Origin of the sequence: Planomicrobium soli, assembly GCF_003014655.1 — a bacterium.
Classification (GTDB): Bacteria; Bacillota; Bacilli; order Bacillales_A; family Planococcaceae; genus Planococcus; species Planococcus soli_B.
Genome location: NZ_PYAT01000001.1, coordinates 221366 through 239089, shown reverse-complemented (window position 1 = coordinate 239089; position 17724 = coordinate 221366). Strand labels below are relative to the sequence as shown.

The window sequence follows — 17724 nt, the reverse complement described above, 5'->3', positions numbered from 1 at the left end:
GTTATATTGATAATCGGATTGCTGACCGTGCTATGATATGAATACCTCAAGCAAAGGAGCATGCATATGCTTATTCTACTAACTGTTGCTATTGCTCCGAGTTTGGCCTTGTTCAGTTATTTTTATTTGAGGGATCAATTCTCGAATGAGCCCTCAAAATTGTTGTTTCAATGCTTTGTATATGGAGCAATTTTGACGTTTCCGATTTTGTTTATTCAATATGTGTTTGATGAAGAAGGAGTATTCAAGCATGCTTTTTCTCAGACAGTATTGTTTTCGAGCATCCTAGAAGAATTTTTCAAGTGGCTTGTCTTGCTGATCGGCATTTATCGTCATGTTGATTTCGAAGACCCCTATGACGGGATTCTTTATGGCGCTAGCGTTTCTCTTGGCTTTGCTACCGTTGAAAATATCTTATATTTGGTGGAGTTCGGGCTAGAGACTGCATTTATCCGAGCATTTTTGCCCGTATCAAGCCATGCGCTCTTTGGGGTTGTGATGGGGTATTATTTTGGACGCGCTAAATTCACCAGCAATATTCCTGCGAAATGGCTGATCTTGGCTTTATTTACATCAGTAGGACTGCATATTGCTTACAATGCGTTGCTGTTTTCCCATACTAACTGGTTATATGGAATTATACCGTTCATGCTTTTTCTATGGTGGTTCGGATTAAGGAAAGTCAAACAAGCCCATCTATTATCTTTGTCGCATTATCATGATCAAAACTCCATTCATCAGTAATGTTAAAAGCCTTGCTAACGCAAGGCTTTTTCTTTCTGCATCCTTCCAGCGCTTGTCAGAGCTGAATAGGCACTTCCGCTTTTCTATGATAAAATACATTGAATACATATGATGAGGTGACTGTGTTGACGAGACCGATACAAATAGCAATTGATGGGCCGGCAGCTGCTGGCAAAAGCACCATTGCGAAGATAGTAGCAGAACAATTAGGATACATCTACATCGATACCGGTGCAATGTACCGTGCAATAACTTTAAAAGCACTCAATGAAGGCATAAATATGGCAAGCAATGAAGAAGCAGGAGCGCTGTTGATGAAGACAGAAATCGACCTGCAGCCGTCCGAGAACGGCCAGCTTGTCTTTTTGGATAAGAAAAATGTGACCGAAGCTATCCGTTCGCAACATGTGACAAAAGCCGTGTCTGAAATGGCAGCTCACGAATTGGTGCGCATTCGCATGGTCGAATTGCAGCAGCAGTTGGCTGAAGGGCGCGGAGTTGTGATGGATGGCCGGGATATTGGTACGCATGTATTGCCTAATGCTGCATTGAAAGTATTCATGTCAGCATCTGTTGAAGAACGGGCAAGAAGAAGGTTCGAAGAAAACAAAAAACGAAATATTGAAACGCCGCTGGAAGAGTTACAGGATGAAATTGCTAAACGCGATAAAATGGACAGCGAAAGAGAAGTTGCTCCACTAAAAAAAGCTGACGATGCCATCTTTATCGATACAACCTCTTTAACGATTCAGCAAGCAGCAGATGAAATATTGACACTGGCAAAAGAAAGGTTGAGCTAAAGTGAATTTATATACTTTTGGAAAAGTGCTTGTTAAAGCTGCACTGAAGCCTCTTTACCGTTTTGAAGTAATCGGGCTGGAAAAATTCCCTAAAGAAGGAGGAATTCTTCTTTGCTCGAATCATATACATGCACTCGATCCGCCTGTTGTCGGCATGACAGCTCCAAGAACGGTCCATTTTATGGCTAAGGAAGAATTGTTTAAAAACCCGGTGCTTGGCCCTATTCTGCCTAAAGTCAATGCGTTTCCGGTAAAACGGGGAATGAGTGATCGGGAAGCGCTTCGAAGCGCTTTGAAAATTTTGAAAAACGGAGAAGTTATGGGGTTGTTCCCTGAAGGCACCCGGTCGACAGACGGAGTGTTAAAAAAAGGTTTGAGCGGCGCCGGATTTTTCGCGCTTCGCGGAGATGCGGATGTAGTTCCATGTGCCATTATCGGGCCTTATAAAACCTTCCGGAAAGTGAAAGTGGTTTATGGAGACCCTATTGATATGGGGCCATTCCGCGAACGCAAAGCATCAGCAGACGAAGTGACAGAAGTCATTATGGAACGCATCCAAACTATTCTTGACGAATACAAGGAAAATAAGTGATTATTTTTGTTTTTATTAGAGAATTCGAATAAAATAGAAAGTGGATAGTTTGTAAAGGAGGGTTACTTATGTCTGAGGAAATGAACATGATGGAAAACCATGATTTCCAAGTCGGGGATCGTGTAAAGGGAACAGTTGATAAAATTGAAGAAAAAGCAGTGACAGTAACAATCAATGGGGCACCTTTCGATGGCATTATTCCGATCAGCGAGTTATCAAGCCTCCATATTGAGAAAGCTTCTGATTCGGTCCAAGTAGGCGATGAACTGGATCTAGTCATTACTAAAGTGGAAGACGAAAACTATGTGTTGTCCAAACGCAAAGTAGACGCTGAACAAGCTTGGGATGAACTAGAAGGGAAGTTCCAATCTGGCGAAATTATTGAAGCTGAAGTAAAAGATGTAGTGAAAGGCGGACTGGTTGTTGATCTAGGCGTCCGCGGCTTTGTGCCAGCTTCATTAGTGGAAGATTATTTCGTCGAATCATTTGAAGATTACAAAGGGAAAGTCCTCACTTTTAAAATTGTTGAAATGGAAAAAGAAAACAACCGCTTAATTTTATCGCATCGTGCGGTAGTTGAAAAAGAAAAAGAATCTCAGAAAGTTCATGTAATGGAAACGATTCACGCTGGCGACCAGTTAAAAGGGAAAGTGCAGCGTATTGCATCATTTGGCGCTTTTGTCGATATTGGCGGCGTAGACGGCTTGGTCCACATCTCGCAATTGTCTCATGAGCATGTAGATAAAGTCTCTGATGTAGTGACAGAAGGCCAAGAAGTTACCGTTAAAGTCCTTTCGGTGGACCGTGACTCAGAGCGTATATCTTTGTCGATCAAAGATACACTTCCCGGGCCATGGGATGCGATTGAAGAAAAGGCTCCTAAGGGTTCTATTCATACTGGAACGGTGAAACGCCTTGTCAGCTATGGCGCTTTTGTTGAAGTGATGCCTGGCGTAGAAGGCCTTGTACACATTTCACAAATTGCACATAAACATATCGCTACACCAAGCGAGCTGCTCAAAGAAGGGCAAGAAGTGCAAGTGAAAGTGATTGAAGTGAATAAAACGGACAAGCGCCTGTCACTCAGCATTAAAGAACTGCAAGAAAAAGAAGCGGAGCAGGATTACACTGAGTATGAAGCTCCCGAAGAATCTACCGGTTTTTCACTCAGGGATGTTATCGGAGATAAACTAAAAGGGTTTAAGTCCGAATAAATGTCGAGGGCAGAACGGAAGATGGACCACATTCAATTTGCGTTATCCACCTCACAACAGCCTAGGACGATGTTTGATGATATTCGATTGATTCATCAAGCTCTTCCTGGTTTAGGCGTGGAAGATATCCTCCTTAAACCCGAAACAGGTGATTTGTGTTTAAAATCGCCTGTTTTTATTAATGCCATGACAGGTGGCGGAGGTATAGAGACTGAAAGGCTGAATGGCCTTTTGGCGCGTGTGGCTAAAGAAACTGGAATGGGCATGGCGGTCGGCTCCCAAATGTCAGCTCTTAAAAATCCTATAGAGCGGAATACGTATAAAATTGTCCGGAAAGAAAACTCAGAAGGCATCCTGTTTGCCAATCTTGGAAGCGAAGCGACGGTCCAGCAAGCTAAAGACGCTGTCGAAATGATAGAAGCCAATGCGCTGCAAATCCATCTGAATGTCGTTCAGGAATTGACTATGCCAGAAGGCGACCGTGACTTTAAAGGTGCCATTGACCGGATCCGAAGAATTGCTGGTGACTTAGAAGTGCCGGTCATCGTAAAAGAAACCGGATTTGGCATTTCTCGTGAAACTGCTGTACAACTGGCGGCTGCAGATATTACGGCAATAGATGTCAGCGGTTTTGGAGGCACTAATTTTGCTGCAATCGAGAATGAGCGGCGATCGAGAAAACTCGGTTATTTTCAGGAATGGGGAATCCCTACTGCAGCGGCGATAGTTGAAACAAAAAGCGTTTTCGACAAAACCCTGCTTGCTTCAGGAGGGATCCATAGTGCTTTGGATGTGCTAAAAGCTTTTATCCTCGGGGCTGATGCCGTAGGTTTGGCAGGCTCTTTTTTAAAGATTGCGATGGAAAAAGGGGAAAAAGAACTGATATCAGAAATTCATTCGCTTTATGAGGATCTGACGATGATGATGACGGCTCTCGGTGCAAGGAACCTATCTGATTTGGCTTTTTGTCCGGCAATCATCTCAGGAGAACTGTTCCACTATTTAACCGTTCGAGGCTTAAATCCAGCGTCTTATGCCAACCGTGTGAAAAACTGAATATTGCACATTTTAAGGCGATGGACATTTAGAAGATGCCATCGTCTTTTTCGTGTATAATAGCAATATATGAAGTGGAAGGATGAATAAATTATGTCAAAACCGGTAGTAGCAATCGTTGGGCGGCCGAACGTAGGCAAGTCTACGATTTTTAATCGTATAGTTGGGGAACGAGTTTCCATTGTGGAAGATATTCCAGGAGTTACTCGTGACCGCATCTATAGTTCAGCAGATTGGCTGACACATGAATTTAATATTATTGATACGGGCGGTATCGATCTACGCGATGAGCCGTTTCTTGAACAAATTCGCCAACAAGCGGAAATCGCCATGGATGAGGCGGATGTCATCATTTTCCTGGTTAATGGACGCGATGGCGTTACAGCGCAGGATGAACAAGTGGCGAAAATTTTGTATCGTACGAAAAAGCCGGTTATTCTAGCCGTTAACAAAATCGATAACCCGGATATGCGCCATATGATTTACGATTTCTATACACTGGGAATAGGCGAACCTTACCCGATTTCAGGGTCACACGGCTTAGGCTTAGGAGATTTACTGGATGAAGTAGCGAAAAACTTTCCGCAAGACGATGATGGAGAATATCCAGACGATGTTATCAAATTCTCTTTGATTGGGCGTCCAAATGTTGGTAAATCATCGCTCGTTAACTCTTTCCTAGGTGAAGAACGAGTAATCGTCAGTGATGTAGCAGGTACTACCCGCGATGCGGTCGATACGCAGTATGAGTACGATGGTCAGCCATATGTCATCATTGATACAGCTGGGATGCGCAAAAAAGGGAAAGTCTATGAGTCCACTGAAAAATACAGTGTTTTGCGTGCGCTTCGTGCAATTGAACGCTCCGATGTTGTTTTAGTCGTGCTTAATGCAGAAGAAGGCATTCAAGAGCAGGATAAGAAAATAGCGGGCTATGCACATGAAGCGGGCAAAGCCGTCATCATCATTGTCAACAAATGGGATGCTATTGAAAAAGACGAAAAGACGATGAATGTCATGACGCGCAAAATACGCGAACATTTCTTGTTCTTGGATTATGCACCGATTGTGTTTGTTTCTGCTTTAAGCGGGAAACGTGTTCATAATGTGCTTGAAGTAATCAATCGGGTTAACGAGAACCATTCAAGACGGATTCAATCGAGTATCTTGAACGAAGTTATTGAAGATGCCGTGGCGATGAATCCAGCTCCAACCGATAAAGGGCGCCGATTGCGTTTGTACTATGTGACTCAAGTAGCAATTCAGCCGCCGACTTTTGTTGTCTTTGTCAACGAACCGGAACTAATGCACTTTAGTTATGAAAGATTTTTGCAGAACCGGATCCGGGAAAGCTTCGACTTCGAGGGTACGCCGATTCGTTTGATAACAAGAGCCCGTACTTAATTTATTAGCCAATAGGTGGTGTAGAATAATGGAGAAGGTTTCAATTTTCGGTGCAGGAAGCTGGGGAACTGCATTAGGGTATGTTCTTGCCCAAAATAGCCAAGATATATTAATTTGGACGCACCGCCCTGACCAAGCGGAAGAAATAAACCAACATTCAAACAACAAGTACTTAAAAAATATCCGCTTGCCGGAAAAATTGGTGGCGACTGCCGATATCACTAAAGCAGTCATTCATGCAAATGTCCTCGTTTTGGCCGTTCCGACCAAAGCGATTCGGGAAGTATGTGCAAGCATTCGTGAAAGTCTCGATAAGAAAGTATTGTTTGTGCATGTTTCTAAAGGAATTGAACCAGATTCATTAAAGCGGATCAGTGAGATGATTCAAGAGGAAATACCGGAACAGTGGATCGAAGATATTGTGGTGTTGTCGGGGCCGAGCCATGCGGAAGAAGTGGTTCTTGAACAACCGACAACTGTCACGGCAGCTTGCCAGAATACAGCATCCGCAGAGCGTGTCCAAGACATGTTCATGAATCAGTATTTCCGAGTCTATACAAATACGGACGTCATCGGTGTAGAGCTGGGGGGGGCATTGAAAAACATCATCGCCCTCGCTGTTGGCATCACGACAGGCCTGGGGTATGGAGATAACGCCAAAGCTGCTTTAATGACACGAGGACTGGCGGAAATCGCTCGCCTTGGAGTCAAGATGGGCGCAACGCCGCTGACGTTCTCCGGTCTTACAGGAGTCGGAGACTTGATCGTTACTTGTACAAGCGTCCACTCGAGAAACTGGCGGGCTGGCAATATGCTTGGAAAAGGCAAAACAATTGAAGAAGTGCTCGAGGAAATGGGAATGGTCGTTGAGGGAATTCGAACAACGAAAGCTGCGTATCAATTGGCACAGAAATACAACGTGCCGATGCCAATTACAGACGCATTATATTCCGTATTATTCGATGGCATAACTACTGAACAAGCTGTCAATGCACTTATGGCCCGTAATAAGAAAAACGAGATGGAAGACTTGATTAACTTGCTTTAATTGTCACAAAAGGAGGGGAGGAGAGCCTTAGCCCCTTCTTTTTTTATGTTATACTATTGACTGAAACCGAAAGAAAGGCGGCCTATTATGAGTTCTTTAGATAAAATGTGGGTATCGTTTGCCGGGATCGGCTTTTTGCTTCTTTCCATGGGATTGATTTATGTAAGCAGATACAAAATATCCAACGGCATCCTAAAATTTCTTTTAGCATTAATTGCATATATCTTGCTGATTCTTGGATTCTTTATTACTGTGTTCACGGTATTCAGCGGCCCAACCGGCAGCGCGTGAGGTGAGAAAGATGAAAAAAGTATCTAGTATATTTATTATGTTAACCTGTTTGGTTTTGCTGTCTGGCTGTATGTATCCAGCCAGTGAAAGAGCTGAAAACCAGACCCCTTATGAGGATCAGCTTATTTCGGTACAAAATGCTGTGAATCAGTACCGGGGAGCCAGCGGCAATCTTTTGCCGATCAAGACGCGCGATATGGAAGTTGATCAATATATCAAATATCCCATTGATTTCTCTAAAATTGTTCCTGCATATATGTCGAAGGTTCCGCCCAATGCATTTGAAACAGGCGGTATATTCCAATATGTTTTAATGGACGTTGAAGAAAATCCGACCGTTAAATTGGTCGATCTGCGAATTGCTGAAGCGATTCGTTCAGTTAATATACGGAAAAGTGCCAACGCCGGAAAAGTTCCGATATCCGAGATTCTTGCTGATAATGTATACAAATTCAACTATGAAGCAATGGGATTGTCAGAAGAGCCGACGGTCGTAAGTCCATATAGTGGGAGAAATCTGCCAATGGTAATCACAGGAAAAGGCGATATTTATATCGACTATTCTATGGACCTGTACACAGCTATCCAAGCATATGAAGGCGAGCTAAAGGAAGGCGAAGATATACGCTTTTTGCTTTATGAAGACAGTCCAATGGTGCCGGCGTATTCTTTGCCGTATACCATAAATGAGGACAATGAGCCGGTTTTCAATAATAAATAAGAAGTGGTATGATGAGTTTTTGATGTAATCGACGAATAAAAGTAATTATATGGAAATAACGGCCCATTTTCTTGTTAAACCGCGGTATTAGTGGTTGCTATGCATTTTTTGTTATGATACTCTTTTTACAGGATTACTGGATTGCATCCCCTTTGAGAGGAGGTGAATAGCATGAACAAGACAGAATTAGTGAACTCTGTTGCGGAAGCGGCTGAACTTTCTCGTAAAGACGCTGCTAAAGCAGTTGACGCTGCATTTGAAACGATTCAAAATGCTCTAACTCAAGGTGACAAAGTACAATTAATTGGATTTGGTAACTTTGAAGTTCGTGAGCGTGCAGCTCGCAAAGGACGCAACCCGCAAACTGGTGCTGAAATCGAAATCGCTGCAAGCAAAATTCCTGCATTTAAGCCAGGTAAAGCGCTTAAAGACGCAGTGAAATAATCTTCAGTGATGTACATAGAATGGCTTTTGCGTGACATGTTCACGCAAAAGCCATTCTTTTTTTGAGTGTCCGATTTTGCCAATCCTATCGCCATATGCTACGATTCATGTGAGAAAGTGAAAGCTGCTATTTTAATCGACATGCTAATAGATATAATAATAATGATTGAAGGATGACCACTCATTTTTTAATTAAAATTGATAGGTTTTCAACAGGAGGAAATAGAGTGACTGATATGGAGTTACAAAACGTAGATTTAGAAAAAATCGAAAAAGCCGTTACAATGATTTTGGAAGCGGTGGGGGAAGATATCAACCGGGAAGGCATTTTGGATACACCTAAGCGGGTAGCAAAGATGTACGCGGAAGTTTTTTCAGGGTTGCATGAAGATCCAAAGGAATTCTTCAAAACTGTTTTTCATGAAGGACATGAAGAATTGGTGCTTGTGAAGGATATACCGTTCTACTCAATGTGCGAACACCATTTGGTGCCGTTTTTCGGGAAGGCGCATGTTGCCTATATTCCCAGAGACGGTGTAGTGACCGGACTAAGCAAGCTGGCGCGGGCAGTAGAGACAGTCGCAAGGCGGCCGCAACTACAAGAGCGAATCACCTCAACAATTGCCGATTCATTAGTAGACACATTAAATCCGCATGGCGTTTTTGTTATGGTTGAAGCTGAACATTTGTGTATGACCATGAGAGGCATTAAAAAGCCGGGAGCTAAAACCGTGACTGCTGTTTCCAGAGGAGTCTTTGAAGAAGACGCTATTAAACGTTCTGAAGTCATTTCTTATATTAAGATGGACTAAACTTTTAAAATTAAAAGCAGGTGAATAATAATGGCACAACCAGAATACATCATTATCCGTGCACAGGAAGATGGCGTAAATGTTATCGGGTTAACGCGGGGCAATGACACGAAGTTCCATCATACAGAGAAGCTGGATAAAGGCGAAGTGATGATCGCGCAATTTACAGAGCATACTTCTGCTATGAAGATCCGCGGAAAAGCGGAAGTGCATTCGCCTTATGGCATTATAGAGAGCGAATCGAAAAAATAGGCAATATTGAATGAAGGCATGGTCTACCCTGTGATATACTAGAGTGGTATGTCGAAATCATGAATGGAGCAAGCAGTATGAACCTACAGCAAATACAGTCTAAAATAACTTCCATGGAAATCGACGTCTTGAAAGCGGTACAACAACGGACGCTCGAGAAATACACAGCAGGACCTTCTGTTGAGCATGCGCGGTTGTTTTTTTTGCTATTGCCTTTTTTTGATGGCAAGCAATGGTCAGGCAAAATCGAAGTTTCTGCAAAAACAGTTGCGATTGTTTATGCTGCCCTGCATGCCCATGATCAAGTCAAAGAAGATGCCCCAGTAACGAAAAAACAACAATTGACGGTTTTGGCGGGCGATTTCTATAGCGGAATTTATTACCACATGTTGACTAACTTGAGAAACATTCCGCTTATTCAAAGAATAGCGACCGCAGTTGTGCAAATCAGTGAAAAAAAAGCTACTTTTTACGAGGAATCCATTCATTCAGTTGCGGATATAGATGAAACGGTTGAAGTGATAGAAACCGAGCTTTTGACCGCCTTCTATGATTATTACGGATATGACGAATACACGCCACTAGCTAAGCTGACACTCAATTATATCCGCTATGCAGAAGAGCTGGAATGTCTGCAACGGGACGGCCAGACACATGTACTAAGATTATTGAAAAAATCATTGCAGCAAGACTTACATACAGAAAACTGGCTGCTTGAAAAATTGGATAGTTTGCACAGCCAGATTGAAAATTGTGTGAATGGCTATGCCTTTGACTATGAACTGAAACATTTTATGCTCCATCAAATAACCCCGCACCAGCACAGAGCTGAGCAGCTAACTCGAGAAGGATGACTAAAATGCAAAAAACGAAAGAACAACGAGTGCATGAAGTTTTCGAAAAAATATCTGATAACTATGACCAGATGAATTCTGTCATTAGTTTTCAGCAACACAATAAATGGCGCCGCGATACAATGCAAAAAATGCAAGTTCCTCCCGGAGCATCTGCAATCGACATATGCTGCGGAACCGCTGATTGGACAATAGCGTTGGCAAAAGCCACAGGTGAGTCTGGAAAAGTCGTTGGTCTGGATTTCAGCCAGAATATGCTGAATGTGGGAATTGAAAAAACAAAAGATTTGCCACAAGTGCAATTGATCCAAGGCAACGCAATGAGTTTGCCTTTTCCAGACAACTCTTTTGACTTTGCAACGATTGGTTTTGGCTTGCGTAACGTACCTGATTACCGTCAGGTGCTATCAGAAATGCATCGCGTTCTAAAACCTGGCGGAATGATCGCTTGTCTAGAGACCTCACAGCCTGAAAGCTTGCTATTTAAGCCGTTTTTCCGACTGTACTTCCGTTTCATCATGCCGGTTTTCGGCAAATTATTCGCCAAAAGCTATAAAGAATATTCATGGCTGCAAGAATCGGCGAAAGGTTTTCCAGGAATGAAACAATTGGCTAAACTGTTTACGCAAGTCGGTTTTGTGCAAGTAAAATACAAACCTTATACAGGAGGAGCCGCAGCGCTTCACTTAGGTATAAAAAAAGTAAAATAGCGGGAGAAGGTTTTTAAGTGGAAAAGATGAAGTTGAAATTGCTCTATTCCGACCTTAAACCGGAGTTAGAAATGATTGAAAAAGAACTAGAACAGGCAGTGGATTCCAATTCTCACCTATTGAATGACGCTTCTCTTCATTTGTTGCAGGCCGGAGGGAAAAGAATCCGACCTGTTTTTGTTTTGCTTGCCGGAAAGTTTGGGAATTATAACATCGAGGTCATGAAACAAGTGGCCGTTCCTCTCGAGTTGATCCATATGGCTTCTTTGGTCCATGACGATGTTATTGATGACTCCGAAATGCGAAGAGGGCAGCCGACTGTTAAGGCGCAGTGGAACAATAGTGTGGCGATGTATACAGGGGATTTCATCCTTGCGCGCGCTTTGGAATATATAACAAAAGTCGACGTGCCGAATGTCCATGATATTCTTTCAAGAACCATGATTGAAGTATGCCGTGGTGAAATTATCCAAATCGAAGACAAATACAAGCTTGACCAGAATATGAGAGACTATTTGCGGCGCATAAAGCGCAAAACCGCTTTGCTGATTTCTTCCAGCTGTGAACTGGGCGCATTGGTTTCTGGCACTGATGAGAAAACAGCAGCTCATTTGCGGCGCTTCGGCTATTTTATTGGCATGTCTTTTCAGATAATCGATGATATTTTGGATTTTACGTCGACTGATGAGGAATTAGGGAAACCTGCAGGAAGTGATTTTATTCAAGGTAATATCACTTTGCCTATATTGTTTGCCCGTAAGGATAAGGATATATACCAGCTCTTGAAAGAAAGCCTGTACAAAGAACTGACAGATGAAGAAAGGCTCTATATTGTAAAGCGGATCCGTAACAGTCCGGCCATCAAGGAATCGAAGGCGATCAGCGAACGTTACTTGAACAAGGCCTTGAAAGAGTTGTCTTACTTGCCAAAAAGCACGGCCAATAAAACAATGCGTAACATTGCATTTTTTATAGGAAAAAGAAAGTTTTAACCCGACAGTTGACAAATAGTGTCACAATGTTAGTATTTTTTAGGGTGGGCAAATTGCCCGAGTTCTTACTAGAGGAGTGTTTATAATGGAAAAAACTTTTTTAATGGTTAAACCAGACGGCGTACAACGCAACGTAATCGGTGAAATTGTTGCGCGTTTCGAGAAAAAAGGCTATCACTTGGTGGGAGCTAAATTGATGCAAATTCCTACTGAATTGGCTGAAGAGCATTACGGCGAGCACAAAGAGCGTCCTTTCTTCGGTGAATTGGTAAGCTTCATCACTTCAGGTCCTGTATTTGCAATGGTTTGGGAAGGTGAAAACGTTATTTTGACTGCACGTCAAATGATGGGCGCTACTAACCCGAAAGATGCAGCTCCAGGAACAATCCGCGGCGACTTCGCAGTTACTGTCGGCAAAAACATGATCCACGGTTCGGATTCAGCTGAGAGCGCTGAGCGTGAAATCGGCTTGTTCTTCAAAGAAGAAGAATTAGTATCATACGAAAAAACAATCAACAACTGGGTAAACTAATTCAACACATAAAAGGCTGTCGAGAAACTCTCGGCAGCCTTTTTATTTTGGGGAAATACCATAATCCGGAAACAAGCGGTTAAATTGTATGCACAGTTTTGTTTTATCTGTTTATTTCGTATAGAATTGGTCAAATAGGATATGTTATAGTGGTCTATAAATACTTTAGCACGTTGAAGGGAGAAAGTGGAAATGCGTTATTTAACAGCAGGTGAGTCCCATGGACCGCAATTGACAGCTATCATCGAGGGGTTGCCGGCATTAATGCCGTTGACAGTAGAAATGGTCAACAAAGAGTTGAAGAGGCGCCAAGGCGGCCACGGCCGAGGCAGAAGAATGCAGATTGAAAAAGATACAGTGGAAATCGTTTCGGGAGTAAGGCATGGCAAAACGCTTGGTTCACCAGTAGCGTTGGTTGTGAAGAACGATGACTGGAAACACTGGACCAATATTATGGGAATCGAACCGATTGAAGAAACAGACGAAGTAAAACGTCAAATTTCCCGACCGCGACCTGGACATGCTGATTTGAACGGCGGCATCAAGTACGGTCACCGGGATTTGCGCAACGTATTAGAGCGCTCTTCGGCACGCGAAACGACAGTTCGCGTAGCGGTCGGCGCAGTCGCAAAGCAGTTGCTCGCTGAACTTGGCATAAAGATTGTTTCGCATGTTACGGAAATTGGCGGCATTAAAGTCAATCCGGAAAGCTATCTTGGAAAATCAGCTGACGAAATCCGGGAAATAGTGGAGAATGACGCGGTTTATTGTGCAGATCCTACTGCAACTAAAAGAATGACAGATTTAATAGATGAAACGAAAAAGAATGGCGATTCTATTGGCGGAACGGTCGAAGTAATCGTGGAAGGCATGCCTGCTGGTATCGGCAGCTATGTTCATTACGACCGCAAGCTTGATGCAAAAATTGCAGCTGCCATTATGAGCATCAACGCATTCAAAGGCGTGGAATTCGGCATCGGTTTTGAAATGGCGAGAAGACCGGGGAGTGAAGTCCATGACGAAATTTTATGGGATGGGGATAATGGATATACCCGTAAAACCAACCATCTGGGCGGTTTTGAAGGTGGTATGACAACTGGCATGCCTATAGTCGTCCGGGGCGTTATGAAGCCGATTCCTACGCTTTATAAGCCGCTGCAAAGCGTGGATATAGAAACGAAAGAAGCATTCCAGGCAAGTATCGAACGGTCTGACAGCTGCGCAGTGCCAGCAGCGTCCATCGTCGCCGAACATGTAGTGGCATGGGAGATTGCGAACGCATTGATGGAACAATTCGATGCAGATCAATTGCCGCGCCTGAGAGAAAATATCAAGAACTACTCACAGTATACAAAGGAGTTTTAATGATGAAGCAACTCCGCGTTGAAGCCGACCATCCTTATAACGTACATATCGGACATCAGGTTTTCAGCTTATTCACGAAAGACTATCACGGATTATTAAGTTCCGCTGACCGCATTGTGGTAGTGGCAGACGCTCAAGTAGCCAAATTGCATTTAGAATACTTGCTTGGTTACTTGCGGGAGTTCGATGTTCGTGTGCTGACGATTCCAGCCGGAGAACAGGCAAAATCGGTGGAGACATTCATGGACTGCCATACTTTTTTGCTTTCTGAAGGCTGTTCCCGAAAATCGTTATTGTTGGCATTTGGCGGTGGAGCCACCGGAGACGTGGCCGGATTTGTCGCTTCGACCTTTATGCGCGGCATTCCTTATATTCAACTTCCGACCACTATTCTTGCACATGATAGTGCAGTCGGCGGCAAGACTGCCATCAATCATAAACTTGGCAAGAATATGATTGGAACATTTTACCAGCCTGAAGCCGTTCTTTATGATATTCAGCTTTTGCGGACGCTGCCGGCTGACGAAGTTCGTTCCGGAATGGCTGAAGTGGTAAAGCATGCATTTATTTCGAATGAGAGCTGGCTCTTGGAACTATTGGAAATAGATGAGCTTGGTACGATGGCAGATGGCGAAATAATGGCTCACCTTGAAAAAGGGATTGCTGTTAAAGCGGCCATCGTCGAAGAAGACGAGTTTGAAAGTGGCGTAAGAAAATACCTGAATTTCGGCCATACGCTTGCCCATGCATTAGAAGGGCACTTTGGCTATGGAAGAATTACCCACGGTGAAGCGGTTGCGCTGGGAATGGCCTATGCCTTGCATTTGTCAAACCATGCCCGATTAAACGAGTTTCTCGTCTGGTGCAGAAAAAACAGTTATCCGCTGGAAAAGCTGCAAGAAGTGTCGTTTGAGGAAATCTTGCCTTTTATGAAAAAAGACAAGAAGTCATCTGAAGGGGCTCTTAGTTTTGTGCTTTTGGAAAAGACCGGAACTCCATTTCTTGAGACGATTGAAGAAAAGAGAGCAGAAGCGGCATATTTAGAACTTTGTTCAATGTTAGGAGGAGTTTGAATGATCCGAGGAGTTAGAGGTGCAATTACAGTAACAAAAGATCACCCGGATGAAATTTTGCAGGAAACGAAAAAACTGGTTCTGGAAATGATAAAAGCGAACAATATCGACCCCGAAGAAGTTGCGTCGGTCATTATATCGACAACCCCTGATGTTTCTTCTGCTTTTCCGGCAAAAGCAGTTCGGACATTAGAGAATTGGACATATGTGCCTGTAATGTGTACGCATGAAATGAACGTGCCAGGCAGTTTGCCTCTTTGTATCCGGGTTATGATGCATGTTAATACAGAACAAAGCCAAAAAGACATTCAGCACATTTTCATGAATGAAGCGGTTAAGCTGCGTCCGGACTTGGTGAAGAATAATCAGGTGAGCCACGCATGAAATCACATGTACTTATTATCGGTCTCGGATTGATCGGCGGTTCGCTTGCAAAATCGCTGCAGCGGCACAAAGATGTTCATATAGCGGGTTATGATACCGACCCTATGACTCAGCGCAAGGCGTATAAAATGGGGATCATACAAAGCGCTCCTCCGACATTGGAAAGTGCGGCGAGAGATGCGGATATAATTATTTTTGCAACACCGGTTGGCGCCACGCTTAAACTGATGGAGCAAAGCCGTTTCTGGGATTTGAAAGAAAGCGTCATATTGACGGATACCGGCAGCACGAAATTGCGCATTATGGAAGCGGCCGACCAGCTGGAAACTCCTTTTATTGGGGGCCATCCTATGGCTGGTTCCCATAAAAGCGGAGTAGAAGCGGCAAAAGATTTGTTGTTTGAAAATGCATTTTATATTTTGACTCCGTCTAGAAAAGCGGATGAAGAGGACGTAATGAAATTAAAAGAGCTGCTGTCTGTCACTAAGGCGAAAATAGAAGTGTTGGCTGCCGAGAAACACGATTACTTGACCGCAATCGTCAGTCATTTCCCACACCTAATTGCTGCTTCGCTTGTCCACCAATTGGACAAAGAGGAAAAAGAGAATCCGTTTGTCCGCCAACTTGCGGCAGGCGGATTCCGGGACACAACCCGCATCGCCTCTTCCAATCCGGAAATGTGGCGCGATATTACCACGCAGAACAACAACATGATCATCCGTCAGCTGGACAACTGGATGAATGAGATGAACCGGCTGAAACTTCTGCTAGAGGCGAATGAACCCCATTCTATTCAACAATATTTCAAGCAGGCAAAAGAAGTGCGCGATGAGCTGCCGATTGCAGTAAGCGGGGCGCTCTTTTCTGTTTATGATTTGCATATTGATATTCCTGACGTGCCGGGAATCATTTCAGAACTGACCGGTTATTTGGCCGAGGAAAAAATCAGCATCGTTAATATCCGCATATTGGAAACTCGCGAAGACGTTTTCGGCATTCTGGTCATTAGTTTTCAAAGGGCTGAGGATCGGGAACGTGCCAAAGATTGCTTCGATCGAAGAACTTCCTACGATTCATATATTTCATGAAAGGGCGTTTGTCTAATGGCGTTAAATTTATCTTATGCGAGCCCTTCTTTAAAAGGGGCCATTCAAGTTCCAGGTGACAAATCCATTTCGCATCGTTCTATCATGTTCGGTGCTATGGCGGCTGGCACAACTACAGTTGAGGGCTTTCTTCTAGGAGACGATTGCTTGAGTACGATCAGCTGCTTCCGAAAGCTTGGTGTTGAAATCAATCTGGACGGCGACAAAGTTACAATCAAGAGCGGTGGGGAAAGATCTTGGGAAGAGCCTTCTGAAGTGTTGGATACCGGGAATTCAGGCACCACAACGCGCTTGATGCTTGGTATCCTTGCCGGAACTTCTTTCCACTCCGTCATGGCAGGCGACGAATCGATCGCCAAGCGGCCAATGAAGCGAATCATTGACCCTCTGCGCCAAATGGGAGCGGATATTCGAGGGCGCCGCGACGGCCAGTATACGCCGCTTGCTGTACAAGGAACCAAACTGACGGGAATCGATTACACGTTGCCGGTTGCCAGTGCCCAAGTGAAATCCGCAATCTTGCTTGCCGGATTGAAAGCTGAAGGGAAAACAAGGGTTACTGAACCGGTCGCATCACGTGACCACACAGAAATCATGCTCGAACACTTCGGCGCCAAGATTTCAAGAAATAACGGTACGATTGAAATTGATGGCGGCCAAACACTGACAGCCAATCATGTTAATGTGCCTGGAGACATCTCATCGGCGGCTTTTATGATCGGAGCCGCACTGATCACTTCTAATAGTGAAGTAAAGTTAACAAATGTCGGTACCAACCCGACCCGCACCGGAATTTTGGATGTTATCAGCCAAATGGGTGCTGATTTTGACATTGAGGAGCGGCAAACATCAGGAGAACAAGCAGCCGATTTGACAATCCGCTCTTCAGCATTAACGGGGATTGAAATAGGCGGCGATCTGATTCCTCGGCTGATAGATGAAATACCGCTGATTGCCCTAATTGCCACACAAGCAACTGGCACGACGGTAATCAAGGACGCGGAAGAGCTCCGGGTTAAAGAAACAGACCGGATAGCCGCAGTTGTAGTGGAACTGACGAAGCTAGGCGCTGATATTCAAGCTACTGATGATGGCATGATCATAAACGGCCCGACACCTTTGAAAGGTGAAAGCGTAAAAACGTACGGCGATCACCGGCTTGGCATGATGGAAGCGGTAGCTGCGCTTGTCGCTTCAGAAGAAGTTGTTATCGACAACCCTGCATGCATTTCCGTTTCATATCCTGACTTTATTGAACAACTAAATTCTTTGCTAAACTAACTCTCCTGCGGGGGAGTTTTTATTATGCTTAGCCAAAGCTTTCGTGTAG

The 17724-nt window shown here is 43.9% G+C and carries 21 protein-coding genes; all 21 read left to right on the top strand.

Annotation, left to right across the window (positions count from 1 at the left end; all coding sequences use genetic code 11):
* Positions 1–66 precede the first annotated feature (66 nt).
* The 21 genes from prsW to aroA all read left to right on the top strand — a co-directional run bounded on the left by prsW (position 67) and on the right by aroA (position 17675).
* A complete protein-coding gene (gene prsW / locus B0H99_RS01185; protein ID WP_106531790.1) occupies positions 67–744 on the top strand; it encodes a glutamic-type intramembrane protease PrsW in 678 nt (225 codons plus the stop codon).
* Positions 745–869: 125 nt separating this feature from the next.
* Positions 870–1544: a (d)CMP kinase gene (cmk, locus tag B0H99_RS01180; RefSeq protein ID WP_106531789.1), complete on the top strand. Its 675-nt coding sequence runs from the start codon at positions 870–872 to the stop codon at positions 1542–1544.
* A gap of 1 nt (position 1545) precedes the next feature.
* Positions 1546–2136 (top strand): lysophospholipid acyltransferase family protein, encoded by a 591-nt coding sequence (locus B0H99_RS01175; RefSeq protein ID WP_106531788.1) that lies wholly within the window; start codon positions 1546–1548, stop codon positions 2134–2136.
* 68 nt (positions 2137–2204) lie between these two features.
* The gene (rpsA, locus tag B0H99_RS01170) at positions 2205–3350 is read left to right on the top strand and encodes a 30S ribosomal protein S1 (RefSeq protein ID WP_106531787.1); all 1146 of its coding nucleotides are present in this window, start codon (positions 2205–2207) and stop codon (positions 3348–3350) included.
* Positions 3351–3371: 21 nt separating this feature from the next.
* Entirely contained in the window at positions 3372–4406 is a 1035-nt protein-coding gene (gene fni, locus B0H99_RS01165) for a type 2 isopentenyl-diphosphate Delta-isomerase (RefSeq protein ID WP_281258852.1), read from the top strand.
* Positions 4407–4499: 93 nt separating this feature from the next.
* Positions 4500–5810, top strand: a complete 1311-nt coding sequence (gene der, locus B0H99_RS01160; RefSeq protein ID WP_106531785.1) for a ribosome biogenesis GTPase Der — start codon at positions 4500–4502, stop codon at positions 5808–5810.
* A gap of 28 nt (positions 5811–5838) precedes the next feature.
* Positions 5839–6858: an NAD(P)H-dependent glycerol-3-phosphate dehydrogenase gene (locus B0H99_RS01155; protein WP_106531784.1), complete on the top strand. Its 1020-nt coding sequence runs from the start codon at positions 5839–5841 to the stop codon at positions 6856–6858.
* 87 nt (positions 6859–6945) lie between these two features.
* Complete coding sequence (locus B0H99_RS01150) at positions 6946–7149, top strand: DUF2768 domain-containing protein (protein ID WP_106531783.1); 204 nt, start codon at positions 6946–6948, stop codon at positions 7147–7149.
* Between the two features lie 10 nt (positions 7150–7159).
* Positions 7160–7870, top strand: coding sequence for a hypothetical protein (locus B0H99_RS01145; protein WP_106531782.1), 711 nt, complete (start codon positions 7160–7162; stop codon positions 7868–7870).
* 171 nt (positions 7871–8041) lie between these two features.
* Complete coding sequence (locus tag B0H99_RS01140) at positions 8042–8314, top strand: HU family DNA-binding protein (protein WP_106531781.1); 273 nt, start codon at positions 8042–8044, stop codon at positions 8312–8314.
* A 236-nt stretch (positions 8315–8550) separates the two neighbouring features.
* Positions 8551–9126 (top strand): GTP cyclohydrolase I FolE, encoded by a 576-nt coding sequence (gene folE, locus B0H99_RS01135; protein WP_106532011.1) that lies wholly within the window; start codon positions 8551–8553, stop codon positions 9124–9126.
* Positions 9127–9156: 30 nt separating this feature from the next.
* Positions 9157–9378 carry a trp RNA-binding attenuation protein MtrB gene (gene mtrB, locus B0H99_RS01130; RefSeq protein WP_106531780.1) on the top strand — a complete coding sequence of 74 codons (222 nt, stop codon included), beginning with the start codon at positions 9157–9159 and terminating at the stop codon, positions 9376–9378.
* A gap of 77 nt (positions 9379–9455) precedes the next feature.
* The gene (locus tag B0H99_RS01125; protein ID WP_106531779.1) at positions 9456–10232 is read left to right on the top strand and encodes a heptaprenyl diphosphate synthase component 1; all 777 of its coding nucleotides are present in this window, start codon (positions 9456–9458) and stop codon (positions 10230–10232) included.
* A gap of 5 nt (positions 10233–10237) precedes the next feature.
* Positions 10238–10942 carry a demethylmenaquinone methyltransferase gene (locus B0H99_RS01120; RefSeq protein WP_106531778.1) on the top strand — a complete coding sequence of 235 codons (705 nt, stop codon included), beginning with the start codon at positions 10238–10240 and terminating at the stop codon, positions 10940–10942.
* A gap of 17 nt (positions 10943–10959) precedes the next feature.
* Complete coding sequence (hepT, locus tag B0H99_RS01115; protein ID WP_106531777.1) at positions 10960–11934, top strand: heptaprenyl diphosphate synthase component II; 975 nt, start codon at positions 10960–10962, stop codon at positions 11932–11934.
* 85 nt (positions 11935–12019) lie between these two features.
* The gene (gene ndk / locus B0H99_RS01110) at positions 12020–12466 is read left to right on the top strand and encodes a nucleoside-diphosphate kinase (RefSeq protein WP_106531776.1); all 447 of its coding nucleotides are present in this window, start codon (positions 12020–12022) and stop codon (positions 12464–12466) included.
* Between the two features lie 192 nt (positions 12467–12658).
* Complete coding sequence (gene aroC / locus B0H99_RS01105; protein ID WP_106531775.1) at positions 12659–13831, top strand: chorismate synthase; 1173 nt, start codon at positions 12659–12661, stop codon at positions 13829–13831.
* A 2-nt stretch (positions 13832–13833) separates the two neighbouring features.
* Entirely contained in the window at positions 13834–14904 is a 1071-nt protein-coding gene (aroB, locus tag B0H99_RS01100; RefSeq protein WP_106531774.1) for a 3-dehydroquinate synthase, read from the top strand.
* Positions 14905–15288 (top strand): chorismate mutase, encoded by a 384-nt coding sequence (gene aroH, locus B0H99_RS01095; protein ID WP_106531773.1) that lies wholly within the window; start codon positions 14905–14907, stop codon positions 15286–15288. It abuts the gene before it with no gap.
* Positions 15285–16376 (top strand): prephenate dehydrogenase, encoded by a 1092-nt coding sequence (locus B0H99_RS01090; protein WP_106531772.1) that lies wholly within the window; start codon positions 15285–15287, stop codon positions 16374–16376. The genes aroH and B0H99_RS01090 overlap by 4 nt, the downstream gene beginning before the upstream one ends.
* A 15-nt stretch (positions 16377–16391) precedes the next feature.
* Positions 16392–17675: a 3-phosphoshikimate 1-carboxyvinyltransferase gene (gene aroA, locus B0H99_RS01085; RefSeq protein WP_106531771.1), complete on the top strand. Its 1284-nt coding sequence runs from the start codon at positions 16392–16394 to the stop codon at positions 17673–17675.
* Positions 17676–17724 lie beyond the last annotated feature (49 nt).